This is a genomic window from Nonomuraea sp. NPDC049486 (assembly GCF_040676925.1).
GTDB classification, from domain to species: domain Bacteria; phylum Actinomycetota; class Actinomycetes; order Streptosporangiales; family Streptosporangiaceae; genus Nonomuraea; species Nonomuraea ferruginea.
Map to the genome: position 1 here is coordinate 194,002 of NZ_JBFAPV010000010.1, position 18,874 is coordinate 212,875.

Annotated in this window: 22 protein-coding genes; 10 read left to right on the plus strand and 12 right to left on the minus strand. The window is 70.8% G+C overall.

What is annotated here, in order from left to right; genetic code table 11:
* Window positions 1-443: 443 nt before the first annotated feature.
* Together AB0K05_RS28035 and AB0K05_RS28040 are read left to right on the plus strand one after the other, a co-directional pair.
* Window positions 444-1,118 (plus strand): hypothetical protein, encoded by a 675-nt coding sequence (locus AB0K05_RS28035; RefSeq protein ID WP_364232935.1) that lies wholly within the window; start codon window positions 444-446, stop codon window positions 1,116-1,118.
* 131 nt (window positions 1,119-1,249) lie between these two features.
* Window positions 1,250-1,714 (plus strand): hypothetical protein, encoded by a 465-nt coding sequence (locus AB0K05_RS28040; protein ID WP_364232938.1) that lies wholly within the window; start codon window positions 1,250-1,252, stop codon window positions 1,712-1,714.
* Between the two features lie 26 nt (window positions 1,715-1,740).
* Here AB0K05_RS28040 and AB0K05_RS28045 read toward each other — a convergent pair whose 3' ends face one another.
* Window positions 1,741-2,358, minus strand: coding sequence for a hypothetical protein (locus tag AB0K05_RS28045; protein WP_364232941.1), 618 nt, complete (start codon window positions 2,356-2,358; stop codon window positions 1,741-1,743).
* A gap of 59 nt (window positions 2,359-2,417) precedes the next feature.
* Between AB0K05_RS28045 and AB0K05_RS28050 the strand changes: the two genes are divergently transcribed.
* Window positions 2,418-2,645: a hypothetical protein gene (locus tag AB0K05_RS28050; RefSeq protein ID WP_148036611.1), complete on the plus strand. Its 228-nt coding sequence runs from the start codon at window positions 2,418-2,420 to the stop codon at window positions 2,643-2,645.
* 65 nt (window positions 2,646-2,710) lie between these two features.
* Here AB0K05_RS28050 and AB0K05_RS28055 read toward each other — a convergent pair whose 3' ends face one another.
* From AB0K05_RS28055 to AB0K05_RS28065, 3 genes are all read right to left on the minus strand, one after another.
* Window positions 2,711-3,415, minus strand: coding sequence for a class I SAM-dependent methyltransferase (locus AB0K05_RS28055; protein WP_271275186.1), 705 nt, complete (start codon window positions 3,413-3,415; stop codon window positions 2,711-2,713).
* 86 nt (window positions 3,416-3,501) lie between these two features.
* Window positions 3,502-3,939 carry a VOC family protein gene (locus AB0K05_RS28060; protein ID WP_271275187.1) on the minus strand — a complete coding sequence of 146 codons (438 nt, stop codon included), beginning with the start codon at window positions 3,937-3,939 and terminating at the stop codon, window positions 3,502-3,504.
* A gap of 25 nt (window positions 3,940-3,964) precedes the next feature.
* The gene (locus AB0K05_RS28065; RefSeq protein ID WP_271275188.1) at window positions 3,965-4,801 is read right to left on the minus strand and encodes an inositol monophosphatase family protein; all 837 of its coding nucleotides are present in this window, start codon (window positions 4,799-4,801) and stop codon (window positions 3,965-3,967) included.
* Window positions 4,802-4,901: 100 nt separating this feature from the next.
* Here AB0K05_RS28065 and AB0K05_RS28070 point away from each other — a divergent pair, with 100 nt between their 5' ends.
* From AB0K05_RS28070 to AB0K05_RS28095, 6 genes are all read left to right on the plus strand, one after another.
* Window positions 4,902-6,467, plus strand: a complete 1,566-nt coding sequence (locus AB0K05_RS28070; protein WP_271275189.1) for a BCCT family transporter — start codon at window positions 4,902-4,904, stop codon at window positions 6,465-6,467.
* A gap of 133 nt (window positions 6,468-6,600) precedes the next feature.
* Window positions 6,601-7,299 carry a helix-turn-helix domain-containing protein gene (locus tag AB0K05_RS28075; protein ID WP_148036616.1) on the plus strand — a complete coding sequence of 233 codons (699 nt, stop codon included), beginning with the start codon at window positions 6,601-6,603 and terminating at the stop codon, window positions 7,297-7,299.
* A gap of 55 nt (window positions 7,300-7,354) precedes the next feature.
* Window positions 7,355-7,900 carry a dihydrofolate reductase family protein gene (locus AB0K05_RS28080; protein WP_148036617.1) on the plus strand — a complete coding sequence of 182 codons (546 nt, stop codon included), beginning with the start codon at window positions 7,355-7,357 and terminating at the stop codon, window positions 7,898-7,900.
* Between the two features lie 79 nt (window positions 7,901-7,979).
* Entirely contained in the window at window positions 7,980-8,939 is a 960-nt protein-coding gene (locus tag AB0K05_RS28085) for a hypothetical protein (RefSeq protein WP_271275190.1), read from the plus strand.
* 29 nt (window positions 8,940-8,968) lie between these two features.
* Window positions 8,969-9,145, plus strand: coding sequence for a hypothetical protein (locus AB0K05_RS28090; protein WP_271275191.1), 177 nt, complete (start codon window positions 8,969-8,971; stop codon window positions 9,143-9,145).
* Window positions 9,146-9,215: 70 nt separating this feature from the next.
* Entirely contained in the window at window positions 9,216-10,220 is a 1,005-nt protein-coding gene (locus AB0K05_RS28095) for a 1-aminocyclopropane-1-carboxylate deaminase (RefSeq protein WP_271275192.1), read from the plus strand.
* Between the two features lies 1 nt (window position 10,221).
* Here the strand turns inward: AB0K05_RS28095 and AB0K05_RS28100 are convergent, their stop codons facing one another.
* The 7 genes from AB0K05_RS28100 to AB0K05_RS28130 form a co-directional block, all read right to left on the minus strand.
* Entirely contained in the window at window positions 10,222-11,049 is an 828-nt protein-coding gene (locus AB0K05_RS28100) for an aminoglycoside phosphotransferase family protein (protein ID WP_364232948.1), read from the minus strand.
* Window positions 11,050-11,157: 108 nt separating this feature from the next.
* The gene (locus tag AB0K05_RS28105; protein WP_364232951.1) at window positions 11,158-11,928 is read right to left on the minus strand and encodes an alpha/beta hydrolase; all 771 of its coding nucleotides are present in this window, start codon (window positions 11,926-11,928) and stop codon (window positions 11,158-11,160) included.
* A gap of 74 nt (window positions 11,929-12,002) precedes the next feature.
* Complete coding sequence (locus AB0K05_RS28110) at window positions 12,003-12,971, minus strand: sigma-70 family RNA polymerase sigma factor (RefSeq protein ID WP_364232953.1); 969 nt, start codon at window positions 12,969-12,971, stop codon at window positions 12,003-12,005.
* A 214-nt stretch (window positions 12,972-13,185) separates the two neighbouring features.
* Window positions 13,186-14,613: an aldehyde dehydrogenase gene (locus AB0K05_RS28115; protein ID WP_364232956.1), complete on the minus strand. Its 1,428-nt coding sequence runs from the start codon at window positions 14,611-14,613 to the stop codon at window positions 13,186-13,188.
* Window positions 14,610-14,807 (minus strand): 2-hydroxymuconate tautomerase, encoded by a 198-nt coding sequence (locus tag AB0K05_RS28120; RefSeq protein WP_271275197.1) that lies wholly within the window; start codon window positions 14,805-14,807, stop codon window positions 14,610-14,612. Before AB0K05_RS28120 ends, AB0K05_RS28115 begins: the two co-directional genes overlap by 4 nt.
* Window positions 14,794-15,792: an amidohydrolase family protein gene (locus AB0K05_RS28125; RefSeq protein WP_364232959.1), complete on the minus strand. Its 999-nt coding sequence runs from the start codon at window positions 15,790-15,792 to the stop codon at window positions 14,794-14,796. Before AB0K05_RS28125 ends, AB0K05_RS28120 begins: the two co-directional genes overlap by 14 nt.
* Complete coding sequence (locus tag AB0K05_RS28130) at window positions 15,789-16,307, minus strand: MarR family transcriptional regulator (RefSeq protein WP_219546115.1); 519 nt, start codon at window positions 16,305-16,307, stop codon at window positions 15,789-15,791. The genes AB0K05_RS28125 and AB0K05_RS28130 overlap by 4 nt, the downstream gene beginning before the upstream one ends.
* A gap of 81 nt (window positions 16,308-16,388) precedes the next feature.
* Between AB0K05_RS28130 and AB0K05_RS28135 the strand changes: the two genes are divergently transcribed.
* Entirely contained in the window at window positions 16,389-17,453 is a 1,065-nt protein-coding gene (locus AB0K05_RS28135; protein ID WP_364232962.1) for a hypothetical protein, read from the plus strand.
* Between the two features lie 11 nt (window positions 17,454-17,464).
* Here AB0K05_RS28135 and AB0K05_RS28140 read toward each other — a convergent pair whose 3' ends face one another.
* Window positions 17,465-18,370, minus strand: coding sequence for a hypothetical protein (locus tag AB0K05_RS28140; protein WP_271275199.1), 906 nt, complete (start codon window positions 18,368-18,370; stop codon window positions 17,465-17,467).
* Window positions 18,371-18,874: the final 504 nt, after the last annotated feature.

The window sequence follows — 18,874 nt, forward strand, 5'->3', positions numbered from 1 at the left end:
GGGGAAGGAGCGGCGTGAGGCTCTGCGCGACGAAGCAGGCCCCGGCCAGGACCACCGCGGCCCGTGGGTAGGTGCCGCAGGCGGCGACCGCGAGGCAGTAGCCGGCGAGCAGCACGGTCAGCACGGCCATCCAGCCGCCGGACAACTCGGTGGGGCTGGGACCGTCGCCCTCGACGTACGGGGCGAGCGGCACGTAGAGCTCGGCCAGGCCGAACCCGAACAGCGCCAGACCCGCGGCGACAGTCACGAGGTCACGCCGCCCCAAGCCCCGGAGCCATCCCATGGCCGGGAGCGTATGTGAACCGCCCGCCGCCTGGCATCAACCCACGGGTTGATCGGCGTCCCGCGGAATCAACCCGTGGTTCAACGTCCCGGCCGACGACCTGGGCGGTACGGCGCTCCTAGCCTCTGCGTCGTCGGCCGGATCATGACAGGAGATGTCGATGGATGACCAGACCACCAGACCGTACGGCTCGCGTTTCGCGGCGGTCGCGATGGCGGGCGGCGGTGTTCTCTACAGCGCGGCCGGCGCCTTCTACTGGGCGATGTTCCCGGACGAGGTGTCCGAGACCGCGGCGAACGCGGACGTGGCCGCTTCCGCCCTCGGCGCCTGGCGGGTGGAGACGCTCCTCTTCGCGCTGGCGCACCTGCTGCTCCTGCCCGCGATGGCGGGTCTGATCGTGGCGGTCGGCCGCCGTAAGCGCCTGGTCGCCACCGTCGGCGGGGCCTTCGTCGTTCCCGCTCTCTACTTCTCGGCGGTCCACCTGTGGTACTACAACGCCTTCTTCGGGGCCCTCGCCGGAGGGGGAGTGACGGCGGACGCGGCCCGGCCGGTGGTCGACGCCCTTGACAACGACCCGCTGGTGGTGGCGTCGTTCCTGGTCTGGATCCTGGGCTGGCTGATCGGGCTCCTGATCCTGGCCTTCGGCGCGTGGCGAGCACGCCTCGTGTCCCTGTGGGTGCCGCTCGTCCTCACCGCCGGCATGGTGCTCGAGGCCGTCTCCAGCGGCCTGGCGCCCAAACTCGTGGTGAGCGCGCTGATGGCCGCCGGGCTGGTCGGGCTGGCGCGGGGCCTTCGCCCGAGCCGCGTGGAGAGCGTGTCGGTGGCCGGGCGGTAGCCGCCCCGCTCAACCGGCCATGCCCACGAGCACCGCCGCGGTGCCCATGGTCCGGTGATCCCCAGCACGCGCGCCCGCCACGTCCCCACGGCCAGCACGATCCAGCCGAAGAAGATCGCGAAGGACGGGGCGTGGAACACGTGGAAGGCGCCGTAGGAGGCGGCGACGGCCTGCTGAGCCGTCCGCAGGCCCTGGAAGTCGACGAGCTGGAAGGCGAGATGGTCGACCCCGGCGTGGAAGGTCCAGGCGAACAGGCCGAGCAGGACCAGCACGCCGCCCCACAACGCCCATCGCGGCTGCGTCACCCACACCCGCCGGACCAGGGCGATGACCGCGGGCCACAGCAGGACGTTCCCGGCGACGAAGGCGCTGTACGACAGGTTGATCCGGCCCGGGCTCGTGGCGAAGGCGGCGAGCTGCGCGGGGAAGAAGCCGTCCGCGTCCACGCGGAGGAGGACGCCGACGAGCATCAGAAGCGGCCCGAGGAGAAGCCCTGCCGCCTCGACCCAGCGACCGGGGAATGCGGTTGTCATGCCGTCGATCCAAGCGGTGGCGCCCTCGTCGCACATTGGCGGAAGGGCGAGCCTTCCGGGTAGCCCCGGCACTACCCCGGCTCCCCGCGTCAACGGGTGAGGCGGTCGTTGACCAGGCGCCGTCGTTCCGGAGACAGACCGCGAGCCGTCATGGCCCGCTCCAGGAGGTCGGGGTCGAAGCCCCGCCGCGCCATGTGGTCGATGAGGGGTTCGTACCGGTCGGCCCGGTCGCGCAGGAGCTCGGTGGCCAGCCGCAGTTCCAGGCGCACCACGGGAACGCGATGCGAGCCACAGTCGACCAATACGTAGTGCTGCCACGGGCCGCTGCCGATGCACTCCATCACGTCGGAGTCGGTCTCATGCTCGACCGTGCTGATCTCCACCTGGACCCCGTCGACCTCGTACCTGGTGAAGTACTGCGAGGCTCCCGGGAGCCAGGATGCCGCGTACAGGCAGGGAAAGGACGACAGAGCGGCGGCGAACGTGTCCACGTCCTCCCGCCGAGCCACCAGGAGATCGACATCCCCGGCGGGAAGCCGGACACCTTGCAGCAGAGCGGCACTCGTGCCGCCCACGCGGTATGTCGGGCCGGCTCCCAGGGCGGTCAGAGCCGTCTCCAGCGCCGCCGTCACGTCCTCCAGCCGCAGAGACGCCCCACCTGTGCTCATGACGGCCAGCGTATCGAGCACCGGGAAGATCTTGATCATTTTGGACGATTTCAGTCCCGGGTGGCGAGCATTCTCACGGGCGGCACATACTGGAGGGGATGAAGCCAGCCAGCGGTGCGTCCCATCGCCACCTGCCCACAAGTCCCTTCAAGCCCCGGCCTCCCGCCCCGCCTGTCGAGCGGTTCAGCGTGGACGACCGAGTGACCCACGATCGGTACGGTCTCGGCGTCGTCATCGCCGTGGAAGACGAGATCGCCGTGTTCGTCGATTTCGGATCGCGCCAGGAGCGGATCACTACACCGTTCAACAAGCTGTACAAGCTCTGAGGCCCGCCCGACGGAGGAGAAGCTGCCGGACCTGAGCCCGGCAGCCATGTCGTGTCCCGCCCGACTCAGGCGAGCCGCCAGGCGAGGAGCCCCTCAGGCGCGTCCGCTTGCGCGAAACCCGCCGTGACCAGCTCTTCCTGGATCACCTCCCGCCCAGGACGGTAGGCGTTGCCGACGATCTCCTCCTCGCTGAGCACCTTGTCGCCCTCGGTGACCCGGTAGAGGTAACGGGCCTTGCAGGCTTCCCCGCTGGACTCGATGATCTCCGACAGGACCGTGTAGGTGTGCCGGCCCACCTGGCGTGACTCCAGCTCCCGGAGGGGAGACGGGGCCGGAGGGCCGCCGTCGCGCCAGGTGAAGATCAGCAGGCCACCCGGCTCCAGATGTGCCGCCAGCACCGGCCAGAGGCGCCGGCGATAGTCCGGTTCCAGGGCGTACATCACTCTGATCATCACCATGGCCTCGACCGGCTCGTCCAGGTCCAGGCTCAGCGCGTCACAGGAGAGCACGGTCACGCGTTCCAGCAGTTCCGCGCGCGCGTTCAGCCGTGACAGCAGCATCCCGCGCATGCCTGCCGAGGGCTCCAGGGCGAAGATCTCGGCCGGTGTCGAGTCGGCCAGCGACGTGGTGATCAGGCCGGTTCCCGCACCGATCTCCAGGATGCTCCGCCGTACGCCTGAGAGAAGCGAAGGCAGTTTCCGGCGGATCTCGACCCCGTGCTCGTTCTCGTGGAACAGGTCATAGAAGGGAAGGGAGACGAAGTCGGTCATGGCGGGCCACGCTACTCCCGTACGAGATTCCTGACAGGCGGGAAGTCCTCTTCGCCTCTCACGGGCGGAGGCACGACGAGAGCGCGTCACACCAGGCAGAACTCGTTTCCCTCAGGGTCGGCCATCACCACGTGATCCGGTCTTTCCCGCAGGTCGTCCTGGCGGATCACCGTCGCGCCCGCGGCGGTCAACCGCTCGACCGCCTCGACCACACGCGGCCACCGCACCTCCCAGGGCGTGCCGCGGCCTCCGCCGACCTGTACGTCGAGGTGAAGCCGGTTCTTGACCACCTTCGACTCCGGCACCTGCAGGAAGGACAAGTCAGGACCTACCCCGTCGGGATCGGACAGATAGGCGCCCTCATCCCACTCCTCCTCCGGGACGTCGTGATGCGCGAACCACTCCTCCCAGCTGTCGAAGCCCGCCGGGGGCGGCTTCTCGACATATCCCAAGGCAAGGGCCCAGAACCTCGCCAGCTTCGCCGGCTGCGCGCAGTCAATCGTCAGACTCCATCTGGTCGCCAAAGGACTCTCCTCTTTGCAGCCACGCTCAGACTTCAGGATGATCGCCCAGTGAGAAGGCCCGCGTATGGGCAGTGAACTGGGTGGCGATCAGTTCCAGCAAGGCGGCGTGTGTCTCTTCGTCGGCGGCCGCGACCAGGCCGCCGGCGCCGGTGTGGGGCGGCCGGCCGTGCAGGTCGGTCACCACGCATCCGGCGGCCCGGCACAGCGCGATCCCGGCGGCGAAGTGGACGCTGTCCTGGAGATGGCCGTCGGTGACGTACGCGGCTCGCCGGCCGGCGGCGACCCAGGCCACGGCGAGGGTCGTGGAGACGACGCGGGGGCGGAACCGCTCGGCGAACGCGGGCTCGGCGAGCAGCCGCACAGCCCGGAAGGCCGGGTCATTGGGGAACGGCGGGTCGAGGTTGACGTCGACCAGGCGCGTGTCGGGCGACGGTGTGAGCCGCTCGTCCGCGCCGTCGTGGCGGAGGTACGCGTGAGCGCCGTCCGTCCAGAAGACTTCGCCGGCGAACGGATCGGACGAGGCCGCCACCGTGATGTCCGGGCCCACCCGCAGGGCGACGTTCACCGCCACCAGCATGTTCCGCGCGGCGTAGTTCAGCGTGCCGCACAGGGGGTCGACCAGCCACATGCGCTCCGCGGCTCCTGAACCCGTGCGGCCGCTTTCCTCACCGGTGACGGAATCGTCCGGCCGAGCCGTACGGATGACGTCCAGGATGGCCTGCTCCGCTTCGAGGTCGGCGGAGGTGGCGAAGTCGCCCCCGGATTTCGGGAAGCGCGCCAGCGGCGCGCCGTATCGGGCCGCCACGACGGCCGCTCCCGCCTGCGCCGCCTTGACGGCCACTTCCTCGTCTGTGATCAGCACGCGTGCAGGATAGGCGGGGTCTCCGGGCGGGGGTGGAGCGGGGTTAGGGGTATTGACGGAGGGGATTACTGGTCTCACCGAGAGTAGTGATCCTGGAGGTATGATGCGCCGGCAGAGGCCCGATCTCCCGCTGCTGGCCGTCGCCGTCGGGTTGCTGCTGGCGGTGGTCCTGTGGGGGGCGGTCTTCACCGAGTCCCTCACCGTGGCCGGGGACGCCGCGCTCGGCTGGGTGGTGGGCAACTTCGGCTGGTTGTTCGTGGTGGCCGCCGACTTCTTCCTGATCCTGGCAGTGGTGCTCGCGCTCAGCCGGTACGGGCGGATCCGGCTCGGCAAGGATGACGACGTCCCGGAGTTCAGCAACCTGGCCTGGACGGCGATGATGTTCAGCTCCGGGATGGGCATCGGGCTGATGTTCTACGGCGTCGGCGAGCCGATCACGCACATGCTCAGCCCGCCGCCCGGCCTGGGCATCGAGGCGGGCTCGCCCCTGGCCGCGCGGACGGCGATGGAGTACTCCCTGTTCCACTGGGCCCTGCACCCGTGGGCCATCTACGCCGTCACCGGCATGGCGCTGGCCTACTCCACCTTCCGCATGGGACGGGGCAACCGGTTCAGCGAGGCGTTCACCCCGCTGTTCGGCGGACGGTCCAGGCCGATGGTGGGGCGGGCGCTGGATCTGCTGGCGATCCTGGCCACGGCCTTCGGCACCGCGACCAGCCTGGGCCTGGGGGCGCTCCAGGTGGAGTACGGCCTGAACGAGCTGCTCGGGATCAGCGGGCGGCGGCTGGAGGTGGCCGTCATCGTCGTGCTGACGGGCGCGTTCGTCCTCTCGGCGTTCACCGGGGTGCACCGCGGCGTGCGCGTGCTCAGCACGGTCAACGTCTACCTGGTGGCCGTGCTGGCGGTGTTCATCTTCCTGTTCGGCCCGACCGTGGCGATACTCAACCTGATCCCCGCCTCGCTCGGCGGCTACCTGAACGACCTGCTCGCGCTGTCGTCCCGTACGGGCGTGTTCGTCGACAAGGCCTGGCTCGGCACCTGGACTCTCTTCTACTGGGCGTGGTGGATGTCCTGGGCGCCGTTCGTGGGCGCCTTCATCGCCCGGATCTCCCGGGGCCGCACCATCCGCGAGTTCGTCATCGGCGTGCTGCTCGTCCCGTCCGGCGCCAGCCTGCTGTGGTTCTCGATCAGCGGCGGCAGCGCCGTCTGGATGCAACTGTCGGGTACGGCGGACTTCACGGCGGAGATCGCGCAAGGCGCCGAGGCGGCGTTGTTCGCCCTCCTCGACCAGCTGCCGCTCGCCCTGCTCTCCACCGTGCTCGTGGTGGTGCTGGTCGGGCTCTACTTCGTGACCAGCGCGGACTCGGCCTCTCTGGTGCTCGGGTCGCTCTCCGCCCGGGGCTCGCTCGATCCCTCCCGGCTCCTGGTGGTGATGTGGGGCGTGCTGGTCGGGGTGGTCGCGCTGGCGCTGCTGCTGGCCGGCGGCCTGACGGCGCTGCAGCAGGCGACGATCGTGGTCGCGCTGCCGTTCATGATCGTCATGCTCCTGCTCTGCCTGGCGCTGGTGAAGGAGCTGCGCGAGGACCCCGGCGCGGGGCCGCTGCCGCGCCGCGCCCCGCGCGGCCTGCCGGGCGCGTTCCGCCGGGTCGGCGGCGAGGACGAGTGAACGGGGACGCTGGGGTGGAACGTGAAGCCCGCACACCGTACTCCTCGACCAGGCGGCGACCACGGTGTGCGGCTGTGCGGGATCCGTGACGTCGTACTGTGGAAGCGGCTGCCCCGGGAGGAGGTCGACGCGGATGGGTCTGGAGGTCGAGAGCCGGCCGTCCGATTCGCCGTACATCGAGCGGGTGTGGCGCAGCAGCAGCGGCGACGGGCTCGAACGGATGACGTCGGTGGCCACGGCCCACGGGGAGCTGGTCCTCTGGGAGGAACGCGGCCGGGTCAGCGTCTCGGTCCGGGGGCCGGAGACGCGGGCGAGCCGGGCTCCGGTGCCCGAGGACGCCACGTTCTTCGGGATCGTCTTCTCCGCCGGCACGTTGATGCCGCACCTGCCCTTCCACCGGCTCGTCGACCTCGACGTGGAGATCCCCGAGGTGACGCGCAGGTCGTTCTGGCTGAAGGGGTCCGCCTGGCATCTTCCCGGTTACGACAACGCGGAGTCGTTCGTACGGCGGATGGTCCGTGAGGGCGTGCTGGAGCGCGACCCGATCGTCGCCGAGGTGCTCCGCGGCGCGTCGCCGGACCTGTCCGAGCGCACGATCCAGCGGCGGTTCGTGGCGGCCACCGGGCTCACCCGCGGCGCCATCCGGCAGATCGACCGGGCCAGGCGGGCGGCCGTCCTCATCCAGGAGGAGGTGCCGATCCCCGACGTGATCGACCGGCTCGGATACTTCGACCAGCCACACCTGGCGCGGTCGCTCTCGCGCTACATCGGGCGGACCGCCACGCGGCTGAGCGACCCGTCGGAGCCGCTGTCGCTTCTGTACAAGACCTGAGCGTCCCTTCGCACCTAGTCTCCACTGTCGATCCGAACGACAGAGGAGCAGAGTCATGGCGAAGATCATTTCTAACTTCTTCATCTCGCTGGACGGCGTGGTGGAGTCGCCGGACCAGTGGCACTTCCCGTACTGGAACGACGAGATGGGCGCCGTGGTCCAGGCGGGCCTGCAGAGCCAGGCGGCGATGCTGATGGGCCGCAAGCTGTACGAGGAGTCGTCGGCCTACTGGACCACGACCGACCAGGACCAGGAGATCGCCGCGCTTTTCAACGCCGCCCCCAAGTACGTCGTGTCGAGCACCCTGGAGAAGGCCGACTGGAACAACACCACGGTCATCGGCGGCGACGTCGCGGCCGGGCTTCGCGAACTCAAGGAGCGGCTCGACGGCGACATCCAGATGTCCGGCTCCGCGACGACCGTGCGGTGGCTTCTCGCGAACGGGCTGCTCGACGAGCTGAAGCTGCTGGTCCACCCGATCGTCGTCGGCCGTGGTCAGCGGCTGTTCGAGGACACCCCGACCCACCCGCTCAAGCTGGTCGAGTCCCAGACGTTCCAGACCGGGGTTCTCAACCTGACCTACGTCCCGGACACCGACTGACGTCGTCGCCGTTCCTGTCGCCCAGGTGCTCTAGTCTCCAGCCATTGATCAAGCCCGGCGAGTCTGGAGAAGCACGGACATGAAGGCCGGCCAGACGAAGGTCACCGCCTCCCCACCGCGGCAGGCCGCGGCGGCGAAGAAGATCGGCGAGAAGACCCGCAAGGGCTACGCGCCCGCCGTGCGCGGGGTGCGGCAGCGCCGGGCCGTGACCCGCCGCGCCATCACCAGCACCCGCTCGACCGCCCGGCAGGCGCCGGTCCTGTGGCGCTTCGACAGCGGCGCGCCCGCGTTCGGCATCTTCGTGGAGGGCGAGCGCTGCTGGGTCGGCAACCAGCGCGGCGACGTCTGCACCGTCACCCACTCCGGCACCGTGACCGGCCGCTTCCGGCTGCCCGACGGCGTCAAGTGCATCGTGGCCGACGACTTCTGGATCTACGCCGGGTGCGACGACGGCCGCGTGTACGACCTGAGCGGCAAGGTGCCCAGGTCCGCGTACGAGATCGCCGCCGGTGTGGACATCTACTGGCTGGACATCCACGACGGCGTGCTCGGCGTCTCCGACCGGGCGGGGCGGATCACCACGATCGACTACGAGGACGAGTTCCAGTGGGCGCGGACCGGCGCCGGCGACTCGGCCTGGATGGTCCGGTGCGACGAGGACGCCCTCTACCACGGCCACTCGAACGGCGTCGCCCGCTACGACGCCGCCGACGGGACGCTCGTCTGGGAGAACAAGGTGGCCGACGACGTGCTGTTCGGCTGGCAGGAAACGCACTCGGTCTACGCCGGCACGGCCCGCCGCACCGTGCACGAGGTGGTCCTGGAGACCTCCGGCGGGGGCGACGGCGTGGTGGTGGAGTGCGTCAGGGACGGCGAGCGGCTCCGGGTCCGCGTGGTCAGCCCCGGCTACGAGTCGTGGAACGTACAGTTCCCGAAGGACATCCGCGAAGCGGGCGCCCGCTACCTGGTCGACGGCGTGCGCTCGGCCGGCCGCGGCGGTTTCTACCGCGCGTACGGCGAGATCAGGCGCCTGCTCTGACCCGATCCGCCCCCCGAAAGGACGAGACAGTGACTGAACCAGGACAGGACCGGTACCGATCCGTCGCCATGATCGGCCTGGTGAGTTCGGTGAGCTTGAGTTGCCTGGTGGGCTGGGCGGAGCTGCCCGCCGTCATCGTCGTCTTCCTGGCCGTTCCCGGGCTCCTGTGCGTCGTCTACCTGCTCTGGGCCATCCTGCGGGAGTGAGACCGCTCTTGACAGTTGGCCGAATGATGCATGCAATATATTGCACATCGCCAACCCGAGGAGCTGCGGCGTGTCCATCGACGACTTCGAGCGCTACCCCCTGACCTTCGGCCCCAGCCCCGTCCACCCCCTGGAGCGGCTCAGCGACCACCTGGGCGGGGCGCGGATCTGGGCCAAGCGCGAAGACTGCAACAGCGGCCTGGCCTTCGGCGGCAACAAGACCCGCAAGCTGGAGTACCTGATCCCCGACGCGCTCCGGCAGGGCGCCGACACGCTGGTGACCATCGGCGGCGTGCAGTCCAACCACACCAGGCAGGTCGCGGCGGTGGCGGCCAAGCTCGGGCTGAAGGCCGTCCTCGTACAGGAGAGCTGGGTCGACTGGCCCGACGCGGTCAACGACAAGGTGGGCAACATCCTGCTGTCGAGGATCATGGGCGCGCAGGTCCGGCTCGTCGAGGCCGAGTTCGGCATCGGCTACAAGGACAGCTGGACCGACGCCATCGAAGGCGTCCGATCCTCGGGCGGCACCCCGTACGCCATCCCGGCGGGCGCCTCCGACCACCCGCTCGGCGGGCTCGGCTTCGCCAACTGGGCGTACGAGGTGCGTCAGCAGGAGCGCGAGCTGGGCGTCTTCTTCGACACCATCGTGGTGTGCAGCGTGACCGGCAGCACCCAGGCCGGGATGATCGCCGGTTTCGCCGGGCAGGACCGCCCGCGCCGCGTCCTGGGCATCGACGCCTCCGCCAAGCCCGCCGAGACGCGGGCCCAGGTGGAGAAGATCGCCCGCGCCACCGCCGAGCTGATCGGCTTGGGCCGCGACCTGCGCGACGACGAGATCACGCTGCTGCAGGGATGGGCGGGCGACCTCTACGGCGTTCCCGTACGGTCCACGACCGACGCCATCCGGCTCACCGGGAGCCTGGAAGGGGTGATCCTCGACCCCGTCTACGAGGGCAAGTCCATGGCCGGGCTCATCGACCTCGTACGGAACGGCGACATCCCCAAGGACGGCAACGTCCTGTTCGCCCACCTCGGCGGCCAGCCCGCACTCAACGCCTACAGCGGGGCCTTCTGACTCACGCGAGCGCCGCGCGGATCTGTCCGAGCCACTCCGTGCCCAGCCGGCGTCCGTCGGGGAGCTGGTCGCCCCGATCCCAGCGCCAGGTGGTGATCATCGCCAGCATGAGGATCCGGCACTCGCGCAGCAAGTCCTGGTCGACACCCGGGTAGTGCTCGCCGACCTCTTCGGGCGCGTGGGCGAGGTCGAACTCGACAGGTCCGCGGCAGCACGTCTCGAGGTCGACGAACAGCAGGCCCTTCCTCGTGGTGAGCACGTTGCCCGGGTGCGGCTCGCCGTGCAGCAGCTGCTCGGCGCCGCCGCGTTCGCCGATCGCCCGTTTCAGGCTGCTCAGCGTGCCGGCGAGCAGCTCCCGGTCGGCGTCGGCGAGCGCCGGAGTACGGTCGCGGCTCGCCACGAGCCGCTGAGCCTGCTCGACCCGGTCCGTGAAGTGCGGCGCCGGGACGTCGAGCTTGCGCATGCCGGCATGCAGCCGCCCGAGCGCGTCGGCGTAGTCGGCCGGTGGGATCTCCCGGCGTGACACGGGTTCGTGGTAGGTCCACAGCGTGACCATCAAACCGTCACGCTCATGGACGCGTGGCTCCACCCGGGGGTCGAGCGCGGCCACCGGGCACCCTGCCTCGACGAGCCGTTGCGCGAGCTCGACCTCGAACCGCGCGACCGGCTGCGCCACGGGCGCCACCCGGGCCACGACGTCACAGGGCAGCAGACGCAGGGTGAGCGCGTTCGAGTCGTGCAGAACGATCGCGTCGTCCGCCGTCAGGCCGAGTGACGAGGCGACCGACGTGGCCGCGGCCACCGCACGCGTGGCATCTGCTGTCTGCATCGTCGCGAGCCATCCTCCCCAAGCGGTGCAACCCGGGCACCCTACCAACGGCCCCCGACGCGGAAAAAGCGGTTTAGCGGCTGCCCAGGGTGGCGTCGGTAGGGGAGATCAGCTGGGGCTTGCCGGTGACCTTCGGAGAGGCATCCAGGTGGGCAGGGGGCCGGTGGTCAGGAAGTCCTCGACCACTCTGGTGCACCAGTCGGGCTTCTCCTGGAGGAGGGTGTGGGACGTGCCGGGGACGACGGTCAGATAGCCGTCGGGCAGGCTCCGGTACAGCTCCACGGTGTGCTCCAGCGTCACGATGTCGTCGTCGGCGGCCATGACCAGCGCCGGACAGGTCACGGCACCGAGATCAGCCGGCTTCAGCCCGCGTTCCTCGGCCACCGCCCGCACGATCTTGGCCACCACCACCGGGAGATGGTCGGCGCCGTCAGGGGACACCTCCGCGTACGCCGCCACCAGGGGCGGAGGCAGCGGCCCCTCACCGGAGGGCCGCACGATCATGCCCTCCATGTCGAAGGCGCCACTGATCAGGACAAGCCGGTCGACGAGGTCGGGGCGGCGCACGGCCACCCACAGCGCCACGGTCGCACCGGCGCTGTAGCCGACGAGCCGCACCGGCCCGCCGACGACCTCGTCCAGGAACGCGATGGTGTCCTGCGCCATCAACTCGACCGTGATCGGCCCCGGCACGTCGGCCGTGTGACCGTGGCCGCGGCGTTCGGGCAGCAGCACCCGGAAACGGCCGGCCAGCGCGCCGAGGTTGCCGTGGAAGTCCCTGCTGTCGGAGAAACCGCCGTGCAGCAGCACCAGCGGCTCCCCTTCGCCGCGCTCGTCGTACCAGGTGCGCACGCCGTTCACAGCCACATAGCCCGCCATCGGGTCGTCCCTTCGTCGCCGCCCCGGTGACCGTCACCGGGGTACACAGGTCATACGGCGCGGAGGGCGGAAACTCATCGCTCCAGCACACCGGGCAGGCCGAAGAGCGGGAACAGCCGGTCGGCGTCGAGGTGGGTCGTCACCTCCGTGATCAGCCCGCCGGACAGTGTGAGGGTCACGAGCGCGAACCGCTCAAGCCTGCCGTCAGGTCCCGGCAGATACTGGGCGAACGCGGGCGAGCCGTTGGCCGCGGTCGGCACGAGGCGTGCGCCCGCGCAGGGGTGCCCGGCGGCGAGCAGCGTCCGGCGGATCTCCGCCCGCCCGCGCAGCCACCACCGGAACGGCGGCATCGACATGACGACGTCCTCGTGCAGCAACGCCACCATGGCCTCGACGTCGTACCGCTCGAAGGCGTCGCAGTAACGGGCGAGGAGCCGCCGCTGCGCCTGGTCGAGCGGAGGGTGGGGCTCGTCGGGGCTCACGGAGGCGGCCCGCAGCTTCGACCGGGCGCGTTGCAGCGCGCTGGTGACGGACGCGACGGAGGTGTCGAGCAGCCGGGCGACCTCGTCAGCTCTGCAGCACAGCACGTCGCGCAGGATCAGCACCGCCCGCTGCCGGGGCGGCAGTTGCTGCAGCGCGGCGACGAACGCCAGCCGGATCGTGTCACGCCGCGCGGCCAGCTCCGCCGGATCGCCGCCGGCCGGCAGCACGCGGGCGTCGGGGACCGGCTCGACGAACGCGCTGTGGGGGAGCGGCTCACCGAGGTCGGGACCGGCCTGCGCGGACGGGCCGAGGTCGATCGCCCGGGCCCGGCGCCGCGCGCCCCGCAGCAGGTCGAGACAGACGTTGGTGGCGATGGCGTAGAGCCACGACCGCATCGGCGCACGGCTCTCGTCGAACCGGTCGAGACTCCGCCAGGCGCGCACCAGGGTCTCCTGCACCGCGTCCTCCGCCTCGAACGGCGACCCGAGCATCCGGTAGCAGTAACCCGTCAGGGCGACCCGGTGCTGCTCCAGCAGATCCGATGCTTCTGGCTCACCCATGCCCGCGAGGCTACCGCCGCCCTCCGACAACTCCGCGAGGTCAAGCCGCCGCCACCACGCGGCTTGACCTCGCGCGCCTCGCCGGCCCTGCCGGTCGGTGTCGCACCGCCATCGCCACCCATGGTCGCGTACGAGCATCTCGCCGAGACAGGCGCCCGCGCCCATAATCACGCTGTGGGTGCGGCCGGCAAGGCTCCCACACGCGTACGACGATTCACGCGTCCGTGATCTGCATGACCACCGCCTTCGGCTCGGTGAAGAACTCGCGGCTGAAGTCGCCGCCCTCCCGGCCGATGCCCGAGTCGCCGACGCCGCCGAACGGGGCCCGTAGGTCTCTGATGAAGAAGCAGTTGAGCCAGACCGTGCCCGCGCGGAGCGCCGCCGAGACGCGGTGGGCGCGGTTGACGTTCTCGGTGAACAGCATGGCGTTCAGCCCGTAGCGGGTCGCGTTGGCCGCGGTGACGGCCTCGGCCTCGGTGTCGAAGGGCTGGACGACGACCACCGGGCCGAAGATCTCCTCGCGCCAGTGGCGGGCGGACGGGTCGACGTCCGCGAGCACGGTCGGCCGGACCGACCAGCCGTCGCCGAGCCCGCCGGTCAGCATCGTGCCGGGCGCGTTTTCGACGTACGAGCGGACCTTGGCGAAGTGGGACTCGCTGGCGAGCGGGCCGAGTTCGGTGGCCGGGTCCTTGGGGTCGCCGGTGCGGAGCGACTCGGCCTTCTTGACGAACCGGTCCAGGAACTCGCCGTAGACGGCCCGCTCGACGTAGAGCCTGCTGCCGGCCAGGCACACCTGGCCGGCGTTGCGGAAGATCGCCTCGGCGGACCAGTGGACGGCGTTGTCGAGGTCGGCGTCGGCGAACACCAGGTTGGCGCCCTTGCCGCCGAGCTCCAGGCTGACCGGGGTGAGGTTGGCGGCGGCGGCGCGGGTGATGGCGCGGCCGGTCGCGGACTCGCCGGTGAACGTGACGCGGTCGACCCGCGGGTCCTCGGTGAGCGCCTGGCCGGCGGAGTCGGGGCCGTAGCCGTGCACGACGTTGAGCACGCCCGGCGGCAGCCCGGCTTCGAGCGCGAGCCTGGCCAGGAGCGTGGCGGAGACCGGGGTGTCCTCGGCGGGCTTGAGCACGACCGTGTTGCCCCAGGCCAGCGCGGGGGCGATCTTCCACGACTCCAGCATGAGCGGGAAGTTCCACGGCGCGATGGCGGCGGCGACGCCGGCGGGCTCGTAGCGGGTGTAGGCGTGGTGGCCGGAGTCCATCGGCAGCGCCTGCCCGGTCGACAGGCGGGCGTGGTCGGCGAAGAAGCGGAGGTTGGCGGCGGCGCGCAGCACGTCGTGGCCGCTCTGGGCGACCGGTTTGCCCATGTCGCGGGTGTCGGCCAGGCTCAGCTCGGCGCGGTGCTCCTCGACGAGGTCGGCGAGCCGGTGCAGGAGCCTGCCGCGCTCGGCGAACCCCATCCGGGGCCACGGCCCCTCGTCGAACGCCCGCCGGGCCGCCGCCACCGCCCGCGCGGCGTCGTCGGCCCCGCCGAGCGCGACCTCGGCCCACGGTTCCCGCGTCCACGGGTCGACGCTGGGCATCCGCCGCCCGTCGAGGGATCCGGTCTCCTCGCCGTCGATGACGTGACCGTAGAAGCCGGTCATGAGCGCGGCCCCCTCTCGGCGATCGTGACGTCGCCGGCGGCCCAGTGGGTCGGCGGGATCTCCCGTACGATCACGCGGACGCTCTCCTTGGGTGAGCCGACGGAGGCGACGACGGCCTCGGTGACGTTGGAGATCAGCGCGCGGATGCTCTCGGCCGGACGGCCCTGGATGAGTGTGACTTCAACGAGAGGCATGGACACCACCTGGGAAGAGGTCGGCGGCGGTCCCGGTGCGGACCGCACGTTCCTGGTCGGGGGCGAGGCCGGCCGGGGCCAGGGCGGCTCCGGCGGGGCGTTCGGCGATGGGGAAGGGGTAGTCGGTGCCGACCATGACGCGGTCGGCGCCGACGGTCTCGACGAGCGTGCGGAGTGTGCCGGGGTCGTAGACGAGCGAGTCGTACCAGAACCGGCGCAGATACTCCCGCACCGGTCGTTCGGGCGCCCGGACGCCGGGGAGCATGGCCACGCACCGTTCGATGCGCGGCAGCATGGCGAGCAGCGCGCCGCCACCGTGCGCGAGCACGACCCGCAGGCCGGGGTGCCTGTCCAGGACGCCGCCGAGGATGAGCGTGGCGGCCGCGGCGGCGGTCTCGGCCGGCATGCCGACCGCGTACAGCAGCCCGTGCGCGCCGAGCCGGTCGGCGCCCAGCACCTGCCAGGGGTGCACGAGCAGCACCGCGTCGCGCTCGGCGACGGCCGCGTAGAAGACGTCCAGCGCCCGGTCGTCGAGCGGCCGGCCGTCGACGTTGGTGCCGATCTCGACGCCGGCCAGCCCGAGCCCGTCGACGCACTCGCCGACCATGGCGGCGGCGACGTCCGGCTCCTGCAGCGGCACCGTGCCGAGCCCGGTGAAGCGGCGGGGCTCGGCGGCGACGAGACCGGCGATCCACTCGTTCTGCGCGCGGGAGAGCTCGATCGCGCCGTCGACCGGGAGTCCGTAGCCGAACGTGACCGGGATCGGGGACACCACCTGGGAGGTCACGCCTTCGGCCGCCATGTCGGCGAGCCGCCGCCCGGTGTCCCAGCAGCGGTCGTCGAGGGCGCGGAAGAACCGGCCGCCCAGCTGGAGGTCGGCCGTGCACGGCCCGGTGGCCCGCAGGCCGGGCCAGGCTCCCGCGTACCTCTCGGACAGGCGCGGCAGGTCGCGCGGGATCGCGTGCGTGTGGACGTCGACGGTCACGGCGCCACCACCTGGGCGGTCTCGATGGACCCGCGCAGCTTGGCCAGCAGCGCGGTGAGCGTGCGGCGCTCGTCGCCGCTGAGCTGCCAGGCGATCGCGTCCAGGTAGCGCCAGTGGGACGGCAGGAACCCCGCCAGGAACCGCTCGCCCGCCTCCGTGTTGGCCACCAGGAACGAGCGGCGGTCGCCGGGGTTGACCCGCCGCTCCACGTACGACCGCGCCACCAGCCCGTCGACCACGCTCGTCAGGTTGGCCGGGCGCACCGAGATGGCCTGGGCCAGCTCGCCCATGTTGAGCGGCCGGTCGGCGCGGTGCAGGACGGTGAGGATGTTGAGCTGGCTTACTGTCAGCCCGTGGGGCGCCAGCTCGGCGGTGCCGGCCCGGTCGAACGACGACATCGCGCGGTAGAGGGTGAGGGTGAGCTTCAGCAGGTCGGGGTCGAACTCCGGGCCGTGCTCGTCCGCCGCGCGGGCGACCTGCCACTCGACGTCCTGGAAACCGGGCTCTTCGGCCACGCGGCCCCCTGGTTATTCGAAACGTAGATATTTATGGTGGATGATAATACAGATCCACTTCGAAATCCTGGAGGGCCCGGAATGGGCGAAGTCCTGGGCGTCGGCGTCACGCACTACCCTCCGTTCAGCGGCACGGACGCGGACATGGCCGGCCTCTTACGGCGCACCATGGCCGACCCCGGCATCCCCGCCGAGGTGAAGGACCCCGCCAACTGGACCGCGAACGCCCGCCGCGAGTGGGGCGACGACGGCGGCGCCACCGGTGCCGCGGAGCACCGCGAGGCTCTGATCAAGGGCTTCGAGCAGGTACGGGCCGCCATCGACGACTTCAATCCCGACGCCGTCCTGATCTGGGGCGACGACCAGTACGAGAACTTCCACGAGGACCTCATCCCGCCCTACGCGGTGCTCGCCTACCCCGACCTGGAGCTCCGGCCTTGGGCGCAGGCCGGCTACTCGGCGGACATGCAGGGCAAGCCGAACGTGTGGGACGAACCGTACGACACCACCTTCCGGGTGCGCGGCCGGCCCGACATCGCCCGGCATCTCGCCTCCGGGCTGCTGGAACGCGGCGTCGACGTGGCCTACGCCTACAAGCAGGCGCACCATCCGGGGCTGCCGCACGCGTTCCTCAACGCCGTCCTCTACCTGGACTACCACCGCACCGGCTTCGACTACCCGGTCATCCCGTTCCCGATCAACTGCTACGGCCGGCGGGTCGTCAGCTACCGCGGCTTCATGAGCGAGATCGAGGACAGGCGCGAGCTGGACCCGCCGTCGCCGTCGCCCGCCCGGCTGATGCAGGTCGGGGCGGAGGTGGCGCGGCTCTGCGCCGAGTCGCCGTGGCGGATCGCGCTGCTCGCCTCCTCCAGCTGGTCGCACGCCTTCCTGTGCGACCGCACCTGGCGGATGTGGCCCGACACGCCCGCCGACGCCCGCCTGTACGAGGCCCTCGTCAAGGGCGACCTGGACGTGTGGCGCGCCACCACGCTGGCCGACGTCGAGGCGGCGGGGCAGCACGAGCTGCTCAACTGGTTCCCCCTGGTGGCGGCCATGGAGGCGCTCGGCCGGCCGGCGCCGCAGTGGTCGGCGTTCGTGGAGACCGAGGTGTTCAACTCGAACAAGGTGTTCGCGGTCTACCGGTGACGCCTGCCGGGTCAGTCGAACAGGTCGTCGAGGGTCTGGACGGTGATGGCCCGGGTGGCCCAGGTTTCGAGCTGGTCGAGGTCGGCGCAGGCGGTGATGCGGGCCCGGGTGTCGTCCGGGATGTCGAGGCCGCGGGTTTCCAGGAGCAGCAGCACCAGGCGTGCGGCCTCTTCAGCCTTGCCTTCTGCCTTACCTTCGGCTTTGCCCTCGACTTTGCCTCGGGCTTGGCCTTCTTCGAGGCCGCGGCCGAAGTGTTCGCGCGCGAAAGGGCTGTAGACGGGCCAGGTGGTGGATTTCATGATCTCCTCCAGGAGGCGCCGGATCTCGGGCGCGGCCATGCTGTAGGCGTATTCATAGTACTTCGGAGCGTGTTCGTCGCGCAGTTCGGCCAGTGCCATGGCGAACGCCTCGATGACCTTGCGGTCGCGGCCGTGGACCATGACCGCCATGGCCGCCAGTCCGGGCTGGGCTGCGGCCTGGTGGGGGTCGGTGATGGCGGGGATGTCGTCCGGTCCCAGCACGTGGGCCTGGAGGCGGTATCCGGTCAGGCCGGAGTCGATCGGCTGGGCGTAGTAGGCGGCGGCCGCACGGTCGGGGCAGATCACCAGGACGGTGACGTCGCAGCCGAGCAGCAGCCACAGCGCGGCGGCGTAGCGGGCGAGTTGGTGGGGTGCCTTGGATTTGTCTTGCTGGATCTCCACGATGATGGCGTGGGCGGGGCTCTGGGGCGGGCCCATGACGAGGACCAGGTCGGCCTCGAAGTCGCCGGAGGGCCGAGTGTTGAACGTGCTGTCCTCCACACGGATCAGCGGGGTGACGGGCACGTCCACGCCCATGAGGTCGCGCAGGATCTCCACGGCCAGTTGGGGGCGTTCACTGATCATCTGGATGAGGGCGTCGTGTGAGGGGGACGGCATGTCGCCTATTGTGACATGAATATTACTTAGAGCGATGTCGATCGCGTTGCAGATGATGCCGACAGGGGAAGCGACACTCTTTCAAGATCGCTGAATGCCGCGATCAGCCACCACGCTCCTGGCGGCGGTGCTGGTGTTCAGCGGTCATCTTCTGATCGGACCCCTCGCGTTCGAAGACCATGCCGCACGCGCCGTTGGCGCACCAGCGGACCCGAATCGGGGCGTACACAAGGGCTTCGCCCCCCAGGCGCTCCGCGCCATCTCAGCTCAGGCGCTCCGATAAGGCGCCTTCGGCGCAACCCCCTGCGCCTCCGGCGCCTTCGCGCGCCCTGTCAGCCGTGGGATTCAAGGAGCGCGGACCCCTGGCGAGGAGCCGTCGGAAGGCGGGCTTACCTGGCTCACTCTGTTTCCCCGGCCGGCCCGCGGCACGCGCGAGGGCGCCGAAAGGCGCGGGGGTTGCGCCGAAGGCGCCTCAATGAAACGCCTGAGCTGTGGGGGCGCGGA